Origin of the sequence: Bacillus sp. AF23, assembly GCF_020861455.1 — a bacterium.
GTDB lineage: Bacteria > Bacillota > Bacilli > Bacillales > Bacillaceae > Bacillus > Bacillus halotolerans.
This window is the reverse complement of the sequence record NZ_JAJHVY010000027.1, coordinates 266,610-283,588: the sequence shown is the minus strand read 5'-3', so window position 1 is coordinate 283,588 and position 16,979 is coordinate 266,610. Positions and strand designations below refer to the sequence as shown.

Genomic DNA, 16,979 nt, shown 5'->3' with positions numbered 1-16,979 from the left:
CCTTTTTTAAAAATTTATTTTGATAGCGCTTTCATTATGTTGGATAAAAAGTCCCCCGCGTCAGGGGGACTTTTTTACTTCATGTTCATACGGTTCATTTGTTCCTCAGATACATTTGTGAAAATAATAGGCGTTATGGCGGAAGCAGCATGCTGCTTAATGTAATTCAGTTCAAAGGTTAGAAGCAGTTCGCCTTGTTTGACGGTTTGGCCGCTCGTGACATGAGCTTCAAAGCCTTCTCCGTTCAGCTTCACCGTATCAATGCCGACATGAATCAACATTTCCGTGCCGCCAGCGCTTGTAAAGCCAATGGCGTGCTTTGTCGGAAATATCGATACAATCTCGCCGTCAGCGGGGGCAACGACTTTTCCTTCTGTTGGATCAATCGCGAAACCCTCACCCATCATTTTTTCTGAAAATACCTGGTCAGGCACGTCGGATAGGGAGAGTTTTTCTCCTTGTATCGGATATATAAAAGACTCTTCGGCAGGAGGCTCCTGCTGGGTCTCGGCTTCAGCATCAAGCGCCGCGGCGGCAGCCGGGACACCTCCAGCTATAATCGTTTTGATATCATCTTTTAAAGCATCTGACTTTGTGCCGAAAATCGCTTGGAAGTTGTTGTTCACTTCTAACACACCTACCGCCCCAAGCTGCTTTAGTTCGTCTTTGTTTACTTGGTTTGGCTGATGAACGGTGACACGCAGCCTTGTAATACATGCGTCGAGGTTGGCGATATTTTGCTGGCCGCCCAGCGCCTGCAATACGTGGAAGGCGAGCTGGTCTTTTGAAACAGGGGATTTGGCTTCACTTTGATCACCTTCATCTGCTTCACGGCCGGGTGTTTTCAGATTCCATTTCAAAATCGCATAACGGAACAAATAGTAATAAATAAAGGCGAAGACGATCCCGACAGGAATGACGACCCAGCCGTTTGTCGAAAGCCCGTAATTCAGCACATAGTCAATTCCGCCGCCGGAGAAGGTGTAGCCGTGACGGACATGGAACAGATCACACACGACAAAGATAACGCCGGCAAGAATAGAGTTTATTAAATAAAGTACAGGCGCGACGAACAAGAAAGCAAATTCAACTGGCTCTGTAATTCCAGTGAGCATAGACGTAAGCGCTGCTGAAATCATGACGCCGGAAATCATTTTCTTTTTTTCAGGCCGCGCGGTATGGATGATGGCAAGCGCGATTGCCGGCAGACAGAAAATCATGTAAGGGAAATCGCCCATCATAAAACGTCCCGCAGTCGGGTCTCCGGCGAAAAACCTTGTCAGATCGCCGGTTACGGTATTGCCTGTTGATGGATCTGTGTATTCGCCCATCATAAAATAGAAAGGTGTATAAAAAATATGATGCAGTCCAAAAGGAATCAGTAAGCGATAGATTGTCGCATAAAAGAACAGGCCGACCGTTGAATCGGCAATTAAGCTGCTGGCGGCGTTTATTCCGTTTTGAATTAGCGGCCAAACAAATGAGAAAATAACGCCGATGACCAATGAGCTGACCGAAGTAATAATCGGGACAAATCGTTTTCCTGAGAAAAATCCAAGGACGGGATGCAGCTCTATTGATGAAAAACGCTTGTACAAATATGCGGCAAGCAGCCCGATGATAATGCCGCCGAATACCCCCATATCAATCAGATGCTCGGCCCCTTCATAAGGAGGCTGAAGGCCGAGTAATTTTCCCATGTTATCCAGGGTGACGGTTAAAATCAAGTATCCGATGACAGCGGCAAGTCCGGCCACTCCTTCGCCGCCAGCTAAACCAATCGCGACACCTACGGCAAAAATCAGCGGCAGGTTATCAAATACAACGCCGCCCGCATCCTTTATAATAGGGATGTTCAGTAAATCCTTGTCACCGAAACGGAGCAGCAGACCGGCTGCCGGCAGGACGGCAACCGGAGTCATCAAAGCGCGGCCGAGCTGCTGCAGAATTTGAAACGCCTTTTTAAACATAACAGTCTCCTTCTATTTGTTTTATAAGTATGATAAGTTTTTCAGTTTTTGAGCTGCTTTTTGATCGGCGATAACGGTTACATGATTGTGTTTTTGAAGAATTGAGGCCGGTACGTCCGGCGTTACAGGGCCTTCAGCCATTTTTTGGATCGCGTCCGCTTTTTCCTCGCCATTTGCTAATAACACAATGTGTTTACTGAATTCCATGATCGTTTTGATGCCCATTGAAACGGCAAGCCTCGGCACAAGTACAGGGTCGCCGCCGAAAAATCTGGCATTTGCCTGTATCGTGCTTTCGGACAGCCTGACGATTCGTGTCCGGTCCTCAAAATCAGAGCCGGGTTCATTAAAGCCAATATGGCCATTCGAGCCGATGCCAAGGATTTGCACATCGATGCCTCCCGCCTGGCGGATAAGTTCCTCATACACTTTGCACTCAGCCTCAAGCTGGGGATTGTCTCCTTGCGGGATATGAATATGGTCAGGCTGAACATTGATATGCTGAAAAAGATGCTCGTGCATAAATTTGTTATAACTTTGTGGATGAGATGGAGACAGGCCTGCGTATTCATCCAAATTAAATGTTATAACCTTTGAAAAATCAATTTCGCCTTCCTGATAGTCTGAAATGAGCTGTTTGTACAAGCCGATCGGCGTGCTGCCGGTAGCCAGGCCAAGAACGGTATCTTTCTTTGCCTGTACATATTCCTTAATCATGTTAGCGCTTAACTTACAGAGATCTTCATAATGATCAGCAACGATAATCTTCATCTGACACCTCCTCAATGAAATAGACAAGCATCATATTTGTTATGATCAATTTATGATATTTGTCATTACGAATTTAGCACCATCCCCATAAAATTGTCAACGTTATTTTCTGAAAATTTGTTACAAAAGGAAGTACAAATCTTTCAAAATAGAAATACAGATGGTATTATGGTTTCATTCAAAAAGATCGGTTTACATACAGAATGGGGAGGATGAAATGGCAGCTTTATATTCTGTTATCAAATTTAAAATCATTGAATTAATCAAGTCGGGCAAATATCAGGCGAATGATCAGCTGCCGACAGAGAGCGAGTTTTGCGAGCAATATGATGTCAGCAGAACAACTGTAAGGCTGGCTTTGCAGCAGCTTGAGCTTGAAGGATATATTCAGAGAATCCAGGGAAAAGGAACATTTGTATCGGCAGCTAAAATCCAAACGCCGATTCCGCATAAGATTACGAGTTTTGCAGAACAAATGAGGGGGCTGCGTTCTGAGTCAAAAGTGCTTGAGCTTGTGGTGATCCCTGCCGATCATTCCATAGCCGAGCTGCTGAAAATGAAAGAGAATGAGCCTGTCAACAAGCTTGTCAGAGTCAGATACGCCGAGGGTGAACCTTTGCAATACCATACCTCATATATACCTTGGAAAGCGGCACCGGGATTGGCGCAGGAAGAGTGCACCGGATCTCTGTTTGAATTATTAAGAACAAAATACAATATCGAAATCAGCAGGGGGACGGAATCGATCGAACCGATTTTAACGGATGAAACGATCAGCGGGCACCTGTTAACCAATGTTGGAGCGCCTGCATTTTTATCGGAATCCCTCACCTATGACAAAAATGAAGAAGTAGTAGAATATGCACAAATTATTACACGAGGAGACCGAACGAAATTCACCGTAGAACAGTCATATCAATCGTAAAGCAATGGAAGATAAAGAAAACGCTTTATTGTTTTAGGATGTAATGAGGAGGACTGGTTCTATGTTTCTATTGATGAATGAGAAAGCGGTGTGGGGGTCTGTCATTGCGGCTGTCATACTCTCTATGGTGTTTTATCCTTTTCTTCCGGCAGATATGCCGATTCATTATGATGTAACGAACAGCCCGGATTTGACGGTCAATAAGCTGGCTGGAACAGCTATTTTGCCGGCCTTGATGATTGTTTTTGCATTGGCGCAGAAGGTCAACTGGCAGTTAGGGATCGCGGTTTATATTCTGCTGATTTGTCATGCTGTCATTTTGTATTTAGCAGTTTAACGAAAACAGCCGGAAAAATCTCTGGCTGTTTTTTCTTTAGTTTCACCTTCATCTTACACGAAATGTAGTGTATAATAGCCGAAGACGATAAAGAATATTCTGACATCTATGTTTGAGCCCTCTTATATCAAATGAGAACGGAAAACCGCCTGTAAAAAAAGAAAGGCATTACCGATTTGCAGCTCAAAATTGACAGAAAATTTAAATAAATTAATCTAGAAAGGTGTGCTTATCAGTGAACAAGCTTATTGAACGAGAGAAAATCACATCAAAGAAGGAAAAACCAGACCCTTCATCCTTAGGGTTCGGCAAATACTTTACAGATTATATGTTTGTGATGGATTATGAGGAGGAAAAGGGCTGGCATCGTCCAAGACTTACTCCTTATGCACCGATTATGCTCGATCCGTCTTCTTCTGTTTTTCATTACGGCCAGGCTGTTTTTGAAGGTTTGAAAGCATACAGAACTGAAGATGGCAGGGTGCTGCTGTTCAGGCCGGAGCAAAATATCAAAAGGCTGAACAGATCATGTCAGCGAATGAGTATGCCTCCTTTAGACGAAGAGCTGGTGCTGGAGGCACTGACGCAATTGGTCGAGCTGGAAAAAGAGTGGGTCCCGAGGGAAAAGGGAACGTCGCTGTATATTCGTCCGTTTGTTATTGCCACTGAACCGAGTCTTGGTGTGAAGGCGTCAAAAAACTATACATTTATGATTGTGCTTTCGCCTGTTGGCTCTTACTATGGCGATCAGCTGCAGCCGATTAACATCTATGTGGAAGATGAGTTTGTGCGGGCAGTTAATGGCGGAGTCGGAAATGCCAAGACGTCAGGAAATTACGCGGCGAGTCTTCAGGCGCAGCAGAAGGCGAATGAATTAGGCTATGATCAGGTGCTATGGCTGGATGCCATTGAAAAGAAATACGCGGAAGAAGTAGGGAGCATGAATATCTTTTTTGTCATAAATGGAGAAGTTGTGACTCCTGCATTAAGCGGAAGCATTTTGAGCGGGATTACACGAGCTTCTGCTATTGAGCTGATCCGAAGCTGGGGCATCCCGGTCCGGGAAGAAAGGATATCGATCGATGATATTTATGCAGCCTCCGCACGAGGGGAATTGACAGAGGTATTCGGCACAGGTACGGCTGCAGTTGTTACGCCTGTCGGCGAACTCAATATTCATGGAAGAACGGTGATTGTGAACGACAGGGAAATTGGAGAAATCTCAAAAAAGCTGTATCAAACGATAACCGATATTCAGCTTGGAAAAGTGAAAGATCCGTTTCGTTGGACAGTGGAAGTATGAGAATAGAAAAAGAACCTGCCTTGGGGCAGGTTCTTTTATTTTGAATGGGTCATATCAGCGGCCGGACGGCTTTTGCGGGCTTTTGCATAATACACTGCATAGCAGATGGCCATAAACGGCACACCGCAATATAACGCGATTCTTTGATTCGGGTCAAAGGCAATGCCAATCACGGATGCCAGGCATAAAAGAAATGCGGCAATCGGCACAAATGGGTACCAAGGCGTTCGGTATTTTAAATCCGTGACCTTGTTTCCCGCTTCCAGATAACGTTTTCTGAACATGAATTGAGAAGCGGCGATGCCCATCCAAACGACAACGACGGCAAAGCCGGAAATCGACACGAGTATAACGTACACCGTGTCTGGCGCAAATACGCTGGACAGTAATGACAGGATGCCGCCAATCATGCTGAACACCAGCGCGTTTAGCGGGATTCCCTTTGATGTCAGCTTTGCAAATGTTGGGTGAAGCGTCTGTTCTTTTGACAGTGACCAAAGCATACGGGACGAAGCGTAAAGTCCGGAATTAGCGGCTGATAGGATGGCTGTCAGAATGACAAAGTTCATGATGTCAGCTGCGTATGGTACACCGACTCTGTCAAAGACTGCAACGAATGGGCTTTTGATAACGCCCGCTTCTTGAATCGGAATCAGCCCTGAGAGTACAAAAATGGTTCCGATAAAAAAGAGTGAGAGGCGCCAGACCGTTGTTTTAATCGCTTTTGGTATGGTCTTGTCGGGATCAACGCTTTCTCCCGCGGCAATTCCGATCAGCTCAGTTCCTGAGAAGGCAAAGTTGACAGACAGCATGGTCATGAAAATGGGGACAAATCCATTCGGAAAGAGCCCGCCTTCCGCTGTGAAGTTTGACAGCATCGGAGCGGCGCCTCCGTCTTTGATCGGGATGATGCCGAACATAGCGGCGCCGCCTAAAAGAATAAATAATACAATGGCTAATACTTTAATGCTGGAAAACCAAAACTCTGATTCAGCGAAAAACTTGACTGAAAACGCGTTGAGCAAGAAAATCAACAAAGCAAAAACGGCGCTCCACATCCAAACAGACGTATCGGGGAACCAGCGTTGCATTAGCAGGCCTGCCGCTGTGAATTCAGATCCCAATGCAACGGCCCATGTGAGCCAGTACAGCCAGGCGACCGTAAAACCTGTGCCCGGCCCTACGTATGTTGCTGCATAGGTATGAAACGCGCCTGTCACTGGCATGGCTACAGACAATTCGCCAAGGCACAGCATGACCAAATAGACAATTCCCGCGCCGACTAAGTACGCAAGGATGGTTCCGGCAGGGCCTGCTTGCTGAATGGTATAGCCTGAGCTTAAGAACAGACCGGTTCCGATGACGCCTCCTAATGAAAGCATAAAGAGGTGTCTGCTTTTCATACTTCTCTGAAAGTTTGTCTCATTCTTGTTGTGAGCGGATTTCATCTTTTTCCAACTTTCTATGCGGCGATTTTATGGCTTCCTAATAAAAAATCTCATGTCAGCGGGTGACACGAGATTCCGGCAAGCCGGCTTTTAGGTTAGAATATACAAACTATTCCGATAAGTCAAGTGGTTTTTAAAGTCCGGGCCCAGCCGGCGATTTCTTTAATATCCTCCGGTTTTGTCCGGCAGCAGCCGCCAATCAGCTTTGCTCCGTTTTCATACCAGATGCGGGCGCTTTGTCCGTAAGGCTCGCCGCATGCTGCGCCGTTCCACGTTTTGGTGTCCGGATCATATTGTTCGCCTGAATTCGGATAGACGATAATCGGTTTAGAGGTGTTCTTCTTTAGCTCAGCAATCAATGAAGGGATATGCTGAAGCGGGGTGCAGTTGATCCCGACCGCCGCCGCTTGGCTGTGCTGATCAAGCCATGACGCGCATTCAGCGGCAGAGGTTCCGTCACTGATACGCAGACCGTCTTTCGCGCTGAAGCTGAACCACGCATATGTTTCAGGAAATTCCTTCAGCAGACGGACAATTGCTTTTGCCTCAGTAAGACATGGAATCGTTTCACATGCCAAAACATCCGCACCGGCGTCAATCAGGGCTTTCATACGGGGGCGGTGAAATTCAGCCAGCTCATCCTCAGAGATTCCGTAGTTTCCGCGATACTCTGAGCCATCCGCAAGATAGGCGCCATACGGGCCGACAGAGGCCGCAACGATCGGTTTTGGCCGATTCAAGCGGTTATCTTTCTGTGCCCAAAATTCATCACGGGCTTCGGCCGCGATCCTGACGGACATCTGGATAAGCCGGCGGGCTTCCGCTTCGCTGAGCCCGCGTGCGGCAAAGCCTTCAAACGTAGACTGATAGCTGGCGGTGATCGCACAGTCGGCGCCTGCCGCAAAATAATCAGTATGAACTTGTTTAATCAGGTCTGGCTGCTCCATCAGAATTTTTGCCGACCAGAGACTGTCATTCAAGTCGCAGCCTTTGCGCTCAAGCTCGGTTGCCATCGCGCCGTCTAACACGATAAGCGGGTATGTATCTAATAGATGCTGAATTGGATTCATAGGCTGTTCCGATCCTTCTTTCTGATTTTTTGAAAAGATATGAAAATGGTAAAGGACGTCTTGATGTTTGTCAATCAACCGAAAGATAAAAGGTGTTCAGATTCCATTGATCTGAACACCTTCTGCGTTATGATATTTGTTTGTTATGAGGATCAGCAGGCGTTTCTGAAAGCTCCCAGCATTCAATCCGCTCATGATCTTTTATGACATTTTTATAAAAAACGGGATCTTTGCCCGCTTTTTTCTGCCGGGTATAGTCCTTGAGAGCCGCAAAAACCACCTTCGACAATAAGAAAATGGCGATTAAGTTGACGACGACCATCAAGCCCATAAACAAATCGGCCAAATCCCATACTAGCTGCACCTTGGCTACACAGCCAAACACGATCATTGCAAGCACGCCGATGCGGTAAACGAAGATCAGTTTTTTGCTTTTGTTCAAAAAGCCGATATTGGTTTCGCCGTAATAATAGTTGCCGATCAAGGCACAGAATCCGAATAAGAGGATCAGGATGGCGAGAAAGCCTGATGCCCATGGTCCGATATGGGAGCTGAGAGAGGCTTGAGTTAATGCGATTCCGCTCAGTCCCGGTGTATGATAGGCGTCTGAAAACAGGATGATAAAGGCCGTGCTTGTACAAATGACCAGCGTATCAGTAAGCACACCAAATGCCTGGATCAGCCCTTGTTTTACAGGATGGCTTGTCGTCGCGGTGGCAGCGGCATTCGGTGCGCTTCCCATTCCCGCTTCGTTTGAAAAAATCCCCCGTCTGACACCCTGCATTAAAGCTGCTCCCAAAGCGCCGCCGGCCGCCTGGTCAAATCCAAACGCGTTTTTGACAATAAGCGCAAAAACGGCAGGCAGCTGGGTGATGTTTGTGAGAATCACGAAAAAAGCGACTCCAATATACAGGACAGCCAAAACAACAACAATATATTCAGCCAGTTTTGCGATGCGTTTGACTCCGCCAAAGATAATCGTTCCAAACACAGCAATTAAAATGAGTCCAAGTGTCAGGCGGTTTGTGCCGAACGCGTTTTCAAACGCGAGACTGACCGTATTTGATTGAACCGAGTTAAAGACGATACCGAACGACAGCGTGATTAAAACGGCGAACAAGGCGCCCATCCATCTTTTGTTCAGCCCTTTTTCCATATAATAAGCAGGACCGCCGCGGAAGCCGTTTGCATCTTTCACCTTATAAATTTGAGCCAGTGTACTTTCGACAAAGCTTGACGCTGACCCGATAATGGCAATAATCCACATCCAGAAAATCGCACCGGGCCCGCCCAGCGCAATCGCAATGGCAATACCCGTAATGTTTCCGGTGCCGACACGGGCTGCCATGCTGATACAAAACGCTTGAAACGGAGAGATGCTGTTTTTCGAGCGGGATGCAGCGCCTTCCTTTAACACCCTGACCATTTCCTTCAGCATGCGAACCTGCAAAAATTTAAGCCTGAACGTAAAATAGATTCCCAAAGAAAGAAGCAATACAATTAATAGCTTTGACCACAAAAAATCATTAGCGAAACCGACGATATGTTCCAGGAATTGCTGCATACAATCACCTCGTTTTTTATTTTAAAAAATGCTGAGTTCCCACTCCTGTGCGATGTGCTTCAGCAGCATGCCGCCAGTCAGGCTGTTGCCGTATTCATCAATGGCAGGCCCGTAAATGCCGATGCCGCATCCGTTTTGGAAAGGCTGCTCTCTTCTGGCGCTTGGGGGAACCAGCGCCATGATGCCGCCGGAGACACCGCTTTTGGCCGGTACCCCGACAAACGCCGCATATTTTCCGGAGGCGTTATACATGCCGCATGTCAGCATTAAAGCCTTGGCGAGCTTTGCCACATCCTTTGGAATCACCTGCTGGCGGTGAATCGGGTGATAACCGTCATGAGCAAGGATCAGGCCGATCAATGCAATGTCTTCTGTCGTGCCTTCCATGGCACATTGCTTCAGGTAAACCTCCAGCGTTTCTTCCACATCGGCTTCTAAAAAGTTTGTCTCTTTTAAGTAGTAGGCCAATGCTCTGTTGCGGTGGGCGGTTTCCCATTCAGACCGGAAAACTTCCTCATGTATTCTGGGACGTTTCCCTATTAAGGTTTCAATGACAGAGTACAGATACTCCAGCCTATCGCGGGCTGTTTCTCCCGGAAGAAGCGAGGCGATTGTAATGGCGCCCGCGTTAATCATAGGGTTAAACGGTTTTCCGGGCTTGTGCATTTCAAGACGGATAATTGAATTAAAGGCGTCACCTGTCGGCTCGACATCGACGCGGTCAAGCACATAAGGAATGCCGCGGCTCATGCACGCAGCGATAAAGCTGATGACTTTTGAAATGCTTTGCAGGGTAAAAGGGACGTTCCAATCGCCGGCATGTATCATTGCTCCATTAGGCTCCAATATACAAATGCCGAGCTGTGAGTCATTGACTTTTCCTAACGCGGGGATATAATTTGCGCTTTGTCCATTGGCGGCAAAGGGGCGGTAATGTTCTACCCATTCATACAGCTGTGACGCCAGATTCTTCTCTTCCGGGCGTTCTTTTATCAGTTCTTTCATCAAATTCCTCCTATCTGTTTTTGCTATTTGGGACTGAGGCGGAGTAGAATCGAAGACAGGTGAGGCGTTAAACGCTTTCATGAATGCGGAAAGGTATCATAACTGTATAATGGAGACTACAGAATCATACAAAATACGACAAAAATTTTTCGAAAATAAGCCGTTGGTTTTATAAAAAGCTTACATACTGGGTCGAAAGAAATTTGCAGGTTTTTTGTCCTTTCCTCAAAATAAAAATGAGGATGTGATCATAATCAAACTGGAACGTTTTTTTGAGAAAGACGCATATATAATGGCGCTCATGCTCGTTACTGTGCCGCTTGCAGGCGAACTGAAATTTTATCCCCTCAATGAAGAGTTCCGAATCAGCTTCGGCGCGCCGGCTTTTTTCTTTTTCTTAGTGCTGCTGCGGCATGTGTCCGCTGTATTGCCGGGGTTTTTGACTGGAACATCGGTTTTCGTATTTCGTGTTTTATTGGAATTATGGGACGGAAGACACGCAGGGCTGATTCCAATCCTGTATGATCAAGCGTCCGGTTTTTTCTTTTACATGACGTTTGCATGTCTGTTTTATGTGTTGCGGGCGAACCGCTATCGTGATCGGCCGGTAATGCTCGGTTTTTATGGATTTATGATTGAAATTGCTTCCGATAGCGTCGAGCTGGCCGTTCAGTTTCTTCTTTTTCATACGGTGGTGACGCCTGAGAAAATAACGGATATCGCGGTTGTTGCGATTTCTCATACATTTATTGTCATCAGCTTTTTTAACGTGCTCAAGCTGTATGAAACGCAGTCCAGAGAAAAGCAGACAAGGCGGCAAAATGAGCACATGCTGATGATTGTGTCGAATTTATATGAAGAAACAGTGCATTTAAAAAAGACGCTGAAAACAACAGAGCACGTGACAAACGAATCCTATCAGCTCTACCGGGAAGTGAAGGGCAAGGACGATCAGCTCGGAGGCAGGATTCTAAGGCTGGCAGGGGAAATTCATGAAGTGAAAAAGGACAACCAGAGGATATATGCCGGGCTTTCGAAACTGATTTCCAATGAAAGTTTTAAAGATTATATGAATGCCTCGGACCTTTTCCGGCTTGTCACTCGAATGAATGAAAAGTACGCTGAATCATTGGGCAAACAGATCAATTTTCATTGTTCAATAGAGGGCGAGCATGACGATTATCATGTATTTATTGTTCTTTCTATCATTAATAATTTGACGGCAAACGCGGTGGAGGCGATGGGGGATGAGGGAACGGTCAGTCTGAGGCTCCGTAAGCCAGATGAGAGTATGATAGAATTTCAGGTGGAAGACAATGGTCCCGGCATTTCGGAGAAAATAGGAGATATTGTGTTTGATCCGGGCTTTACCTCAACATATGACAAGTTTGGCACGCCCTCAACCGGAATTGGGCTTTCCTACGTCAAGGAAATCGTGACAGAGCTTGAGGGAGACATCAAGTTTCACAACCAGCAGCAAGGAGTGGTCTTTACCATCAGGCTGCCTGCCAGACATTTGATTCAGAAAGGATGAACGGATAATATGCGTTTTTTTATCGCTGATGATGACCGCGCGGTGCGGTCGATTTTAAGGCAGATCATAGAGGATGAGGACCTTGGAGAGGCTGCGGGTGAAGCGGAAGACGGAAGCCAAGTGGAAGGGCATATATTGCAATTTAAGCAGATTGATATTTTGTTAATCGATTTATTAATGCCCGGGCGGGACGGAATTGAGACCATACGCCGGATCAAGGACTCTTATTCCGGGAAAATCGTAATGATCTCACAAGTGGAAGCTAAAGAAATGGTCGGAGAAGCGTATTCTCTCGGCATTGAATATTTTATTCATAAACCAATTAACCGTATTGAAATTGTGACTGTTCTGCAAAAGGTGAAGGAACGAATCGAGCTTGAAAACTCGATCGGAGATATCCAAAACTCTTTAAGCCGGCTGGTCAACCGAACCGAACGGAAAGCACGGTCTCAGTATAAAAATGACAACAGCTTAAAAGAAGCGGGAACATTTTTGCTATCCGAGCTCGGTATGATGGGGGAAGGCGGCGCTCATGATATGATGGCGGTCCTTCAGTATTTAACTGAGCATGAACAATCTGAGCCTTACGAAAAAAATATCCCTTCTTTAAAACAAATCTTCACACAAGTAGCGGAACGAAAGCTTGGAGCTGCGGCATCACAAACGGAAATCAACCGCGAAGTGAAAGCCTCGGAACAGCGAATCCGCAGAGCCATTATTCATTCGCTGGACCATTTTGCCTCATTGGGCACAACTGATTTTTCGAATCCTAAATTCGAAACCTACGCATCAAAATTCTTTGATTTTCCGGTCGTCAGCCAAAAAATGAAAGAAATTCAATCCAAAGAGGCAAAACCCCTCGCACCTGCCAGAGTGAATATGAAAAAATTTATACACGTATTTTTTTTGGAAGCGAAGCTTTTGAACGAAACGATGAAAGAAAGAAGTATGTGAAAAAACAGCCGGCTAGCAGCGGCTGTTTTTTTATGCGGAAAAACGGGGGCTTTCAGCGTTTTTATGAAAAGTCTGAAAATAAAGTTATTGACTTATTGTTTATTTGTCTTACAATTAAACAAAAGGATATGTTGAAAGGAGAGGATATGCAACCACATGATTTTAAAGCGCTTTCAAATGAGCTGTTTACACAAATGACAGGAGGTTTTGTACATGAGCCGTATAAGAAAAGCACCTGAAGGGATTTTAGGTTTTCCGGTTGCGCCTTTTAATACACAAGGAAAGCTGGAGGAAGAAGCTCTGTTTCAAAATATCGAGTTTTTGCTCGAAGAAGGCTTGGAAGCGATTTTTATCGCCTGCGGGTCAGGGGAATTTCAGTCCCTTAGCCAGAAAGAATACGAAAACATGGTCGAAGTCGCGGTTTCGGCTGCGGGAGGAAAGGTCCCGGTCTATACGGGAGTGGGCGGCAATCTCAGCACCGCGCTTGATTGGGCGCGTATATCGGAGAAAAAAGGCGCTGACGGCTATTTGATCCTTCCTCCGTATTTGGTGCATGGCGAACAGGAGGGGCTGTATCAGTACGCCAAAACGATTATTGAAAGCACAGACTTGAATGCCATTCTGTATCAGCGCGACAATGCCGTATTTTCTCTTGAACAGATCAAGCGGCTGACGGAGCTGGAACAGCTTGTTGGTGTGAAAGACGGGGTGGGGAACATGGATTTGAATATCAACCTCGCCTATACAATTGGTGACCGCTTGGGATGGCTTAACGGAATGCCGATGGCTGAAGTGACGATGCCGTCCTACCTGCCAATCGGTTTTCACTCTTATTCTTCAGCCATTTCGAATTATATTCCGCATATTTCCCGGATGTTCTATGAAGCTTTGAAAAACGGAAACAACGATGCGGTGAAGGAACTCTATCAGCATGTCATTCTGCCGATCAACGATATCCGGAAGCAGCGGAAAGGGTATGCGGTGTCCTTGATCAAAGCCGGCATGGAGATTATGGGGATGAATGTGAGAAATACAGCCAGACCGCCTGTCGGACCGGTTGAAAAAGAACACTATCAGAAATTGGAAGCCATTTTGAGGCAAGCGGCGGATCGTTTCCCGAAGAAGGCCGCGACGGTTTGACAAACATAAAAAGCATGAAAGGGGCAATGGGCATGTCTGTAATCACGGAAAAAAACACATATCTCAATTTTATTAATGGAGAGTGGGTCAAAGCTCAATCAGGCGATATGATCAAATCGGAAAATCCTGCGGATGTGAACGACATCGTCGGCTATGTGCAGAGATCAACGGCTGATGATGTGGACCGGGCCGTCGCCGCCGCTAATGAGGCAAAAACGGGATGGAGAAAGCTGACGGGTGCAGAACGGGGCCAACTGCTGTACAAAACAGCTGATATCATGGAGCAGCGCTTAGAGGACATCGCCGCATGTGCGACGCGTGAAATGGGAAAAACCCTGCCGGAAGCAAAAGGAGAAACCGCTCGCGGCATTGCGATTCTTCGCTATTACGCCGGCGAGGGCATGCGCAAAACAGGCGATGTTATTCCGTCTACTGACAAAGACGCACTGATGTTTACAACTCGTGTCCCGCTTGGTGTCGTCGGCGTGATTTCGCCGTGGAACTTCCCGATAGCGATCCCGATTTGGAAAATGGCGCCGGCACTGGTGTACGGCAATACTGTTGTCATCAAACCCGCAACAGAAACTGCCGTTACATGTGCGAAGATCATCGCTTGTTTTGAAGAAGCGGGATTTCCGGCGGGAGTCATCAATTTGGTGACTGGCCAAGGGTCAGTTGTCGGCCAAGGTATTGCCGAACATGACGGGGTCAATGCCATTACGTTCACGGGTTCGAATCAGGTTGGGAAAATCATCGGGCAAGCCGCTTTAGCGAGAGGCGCCAAATATCAGCTTGAAATGGGCGGGAAAAACCCGGTGATCGTAGCGGATGATGCTGATCTTGAAGCGGCAGCGGAAGCCGTGGTGACAGGCGCTTTCCGTTCAACGGGCCAGAAGTGCACCGCAACGAGCCGTGTCATTGTCCAAAGCGGAATTTACGACCGCTTTAAAGAAAAACTGCTGCAGCGCACAAAGGAGATCACGATCGGAGACAGCTTGAAAGAAAACGTTTGGATGGGACCGATCGCAAGCAAAAATCAGCTTGATAACTGTCTATCGTATATTGAAAAAGGCAAGCAGGAAGGCGCTTCTCTTTTGATCGGAGGAGAAAAGCTGGAGGATGGAAAGTATCAAAACGGATATTATGTGCAGCCTGCCATTTTTGACAACGTGACATCTGACATGACGATTGCCCAGGAGGAAATTTTCGGACCGGTCATCGCTCTGTCAAAGGTGGACACGATGGAGGAGGCTTTAGACACCTCCAATGATGTGAAGTTCGGATTAAGTGCATCTATTTTTACGCAAAACATCGGCCGTATGCTTTCATTCGTTGATGAGATTGAAGCCGGGCTTGTCAGGGTCAACGCGGAAAGCGCAGGGGTTGAGCTTCAGGCGCCATTTGGCGGCATGAAGCAATCAAGCTCCCACTCCCGCGAACAGGGTGAGGCCGCGAAGGACTTCTTCACGGCGATCAAAACCGTATTTGTGAAGCAGTAAAGGTGCTGGAAAGAGGCGCTTGTCTCTTTCCAAGCCTTATCACCAGCCAGCATATGATTCTCTACTTTGACAAAGGAGAAGATATTATGAAAAAAGACCATGCGAATGTTTCGCCGGCGGGCAAAAAAACATCTGTACGCTGGTTCATCGTATTTATGCTGTTTCTTGTGACGTCTATTAACTACGCAGATCGTGCGACGCTTTCGATTACAGGTGATTCCGTCCAGCATGACCTTGGACTGGATTCGGTTGCCATGGGGTATGTTTTTTCTGCATTCGGCTGGGCCTATGTCATCGGACAGCTTCCCGGAGGCTGGCTGCTGGATCGATTTGGATCAAAAACGGTTATTGCGTTAAGCATCTTTTTCTGGTCATTTTTTACGCTGCTGCAAGGGGCGATTGGATTTTTTACCGCTGGCACAGCGATTATCCTGCTGTTTGCGCTGCGCTTTTTAGTCGGGCTTTCTGAGGCGCCTTCATTTCCCGGAAACGGCAGAGTGGTTGCTTCCTGGTTCCCGAGCTCCGAACGCGGTACAGCTTCAGCCTTTTTTAACTCAGCTCAATACTTCGCAATCGTCATTTTTTCTCCTTTAATGGGCTGGCTCACCCACTCTTTTGGCTGGCATTCCGTCTTCGTAGTGATGGGGGCCGCGGGAATCCTACTGGCTTTTATCTGGTTAAAAACGGTATATGAACCGAAAAAACATCCGAAGGTCAACAAAGCCGAGCTTGCGTACATTGAAGAAGGCGGCGGGCTGATTTCAATGGATGACAGTCAAAGCAAGCAGGAAAAAGAATCAAAATGGCCGTATATCAAACAGTTATTAACCAACCGCATGCTGATTGGCGTGTACATCGCGCAATATTGCATTACGACTCTCACCTATTTCTTTCTCACATGGTTTCCGGTATATTTGGTTCAGGCCCGCGGAATGTCCATTCTTGAAGCGGGATTTGTGGCTTCCCTCCCGGCGCTGTGCGGATTTGCGGGCGGCGTGCTTGGAGGCATCGTGTCTGATTTTTTACTGAAAAAAGGCCGTTCTCTCACCTTCGCGAGAAAAGGACCGATCATTGTCGGCATGCTGCTGTCTTGCAGCATGATTATCTGCAACTATACAGATTCAGCGTGGCTCGTCGTTGTAATCATGTCACTCGCGTTCTTCGGAAAAGGCTTTGGCGCCTTGGGCTGGGCTGTCGTGTCGGACACGTCGCCAAAAGAGTGTGCGGGATTAAGCGGCGGTTTGTTCAACACATTCGGAAACATCGCCTCGATTACGACTCCGATTATGATCGGCTACATCGTGAATGCCACAGGATCTTTTAATGGCGCGCTCGTTTTTGTCGGCGCTAATGCGATTGCAGCAGTCCTCAGCTATTTGCTGCTGGTCGGGCCGATCAAACGGGTCGTATTAAAGAAACAAGAGCAAGACCCCGATCAATCACTGCCTGTCTAATACTT

General features: G+C 46.8%; 14 protein-coding genes. 8 read left to right on the top strand and 6 right to left on the bottom strand.

Translation table 11 applies throughout. The features are described 5' to 3' along the window. Positions 1 to 74 precede the first annotated feature (74 nt). Together ptsG and nagB are read right to left on the bottom strand one after the other, a co-directional pair. Positions 75 to 1,970 (bottom strand): glucose-specific PTS transporter subunit IIBC, encoded by a 1,896-nt coding sequence (ptsG, locus tag LNN34_RS15085; RefSeq protein ID WP_229043731.1) that lies wholly within the window; start codon positions 1,968 to 1,970, stop codon positions 75 to 77. Between the two features lie 21 nt (positions 1,971 to 1,991). After that, positions 1,992 to 2,741, bottom strand: coding sequence for a glucosamine-6-phosphate deaminase (gene nagB / locus LNN34_RS15080; RefSeq protein WP_229043730.1), 750 nt, complete (start codon positions 2,739 to 2,741; stop codon positions 1,992 to 1,994). 217 nt (positions 2,742 to 2,958) lie between these two features. Between nagB and gamR the strand changes: the two genes are divergently transcribed. The 3 genes from gamR to LNN34_RS15065 all read left to right on the top strand — a co-directional run bounded on the left by gamR (position 2,959) and on the right by LNN34_RS15065 (position 5,306). Continuing rightward, positions 2,959 to 3,666 (top strand): transcriptional regulator GamR, encoded by a 708-nt coding sequence (gene gamR / locus LNN34_RS15075; protein WP_044162108.1) that lies wholly within the window; start codon positions 2,959 to 2,961, stop codon positions 3,664 to 3,666. A gap of 61 nt (positions 3,667 to 3,727) precedes the next feature. Then, complete coding sequence (locus LNN34_RS15070; RefSeq protein ID WP_215510896.1) at positions 3,728 to 4,003, top strand: DUF1648 domain-containing protein; 276 nt, start codon at positions 3,728 to 3,730, stop codon at positions 4,001 to 4,003. A gap of 235 nt (positions 4,004 to 4,238) precedes the next feature. After that, complete coding sequence (locus LNN34_RS15065; RefSeq protein WP_044162106.1) at positions 4,239 to 5,306, top strand: branched-chain amino acid aminotransferase; 1,068 nt, start codon at positions 4,239 to 4,241, stop codon at positions 5,304 to 5,306. A 35-nt stretch (positions 5,307 to 5,341) separates the two neighbouring features. Here the strand turns inward: LNN34_RS15065 and mmuP are convergent, their stop codons facing one another. The 4 genes from mmuP to LNN34_RS15045 form a co-directional block, all read right to left on the bottom strand. Beyond that, positions 5,342 to 6,754 carry an S-methylmethionine permease gene (gene mmuP, locus LNN34_RS15060; RefSeq protein ID WP_044162105.1) on the bottom strand — a complete coding sequence of 471 codons (1,413 nt, stop codon included), beginning with the start codon at positions 6,752 to 6,754 and terminating at the stop codon, positions 5,342 to 5,344. A 122-nt stretch (positions 6,755 to 6,876) separates the two neighbouring features. Beyond that, positions 6,877 to 7,824: a homocysteine S-methyltransferase gene (gene mmuM / locus LNN34_RS15055; RefSeq protein WP_059292105.1), complete on the bottom strand. Its 948-nt coding sequence runs from the start codon at positions 7,822 to 7,824 to the stop codon at positions 6,877 to 6,879. Positions 7,825 to 7,951: 127 nt separating this feature from the next. Continuing rightward, the gene (locus LNN34_RS15050) at positions 7,952 to 9,388 is read right to left on the bottom strand and encodes an alanine/glycine:cation symporter family protein (RefSeq protein WP_044162103.1); all 1,437 of its coding nucleotides are present in this window, start codon (positions 9,386 to 9,388) and stop codon (positions 7,952 to 7,954) included. Positions 9,389 to 9,409: 21 nt separating this feature from the next. Next, positions 9,410 to 10,393 (bottom strand): glutaminase, encoded by a 984-nt coding sequence (locus tag LNN34_RS15045; protein WP_024120081.1) that lies wholly within the window; start codon positions 10,391 to 10,393, stop codon positions 9,410 to 9,412. 301 nt (positions 10,394 to 10,694) lie between these two features. On the opposite strand from LNN34_RS15045, the gene LNN34_RS15040 reads away from it, so the two are divergent. From LNN34_RS15040 to gudP, 5 genes are all read left to right on the top strand, one after another. Then, the gene (locus LNN34_RS15040) at positions 10,695 to 11,927 is read left to right on the top strand and encodes an ATP-binding protein (RefSeq protein WP_229043756.1); all 1,233 of its coding nucleotides are present in this window, start codon (positions 10,695 to 10,697) and stop codon (positions 11,925 to 11,927) included. A 9-nt stretch (positions 11,928 to 11,936) separates the two neighbouring features. Beyond that, entirely contained in the window at positions 11,937 to 12,881 is a 945-nt protein-coding gene (locus LNN34_RS15035; protein ID WP_024120083.1) for a DNA-binding domain-containing protein, read from the top strand. 213 nt (positions 12,882 to 13,094) lie between these two features. After that, positions 13,095 to 14,021: a 5-dehydro-4-deoxyglucarate dehydratase gene (gene kdgD, locus LNN34_RS15030; RefSeq protein WP_229043729.1), complete on the top strand. Its 927-nt coding sequence runs from the start codon at positions 13,095 to 13,097 to the stop codon at positions 14,019 to 14,021. A 32-nt stretch (positions 14,022 to 14,053) separates the two neighbouring features. Next, a complete protein-coding gene (gucD, locus tag LNN34_RS15025) occupies positions 14,054 to 15,520 on the top strand; it encodes an alpha-ketoglutaric semialdehyde dehydrogenase GucD (protein WP_229043728.1) in 1,467 nt (488 codons plus the stop codon). Between the two features lie 86 nt (positions 15,521 to 15,606). Further along, on the top strand, positions 15,607 to 16,974 hold the full coding sequence (gene gudP, locus LNN34_RS15020) for a glucarate transporter GudP (protein ID WP_229043727.1): 1,368 nt from the start codon (positions 15,607 to 15,609) through the stop codon (positions 16,972 to 16,974). The last annotated feature ends 5 nt before the right edge of the window (positions 16,975 to 16,979 follow it).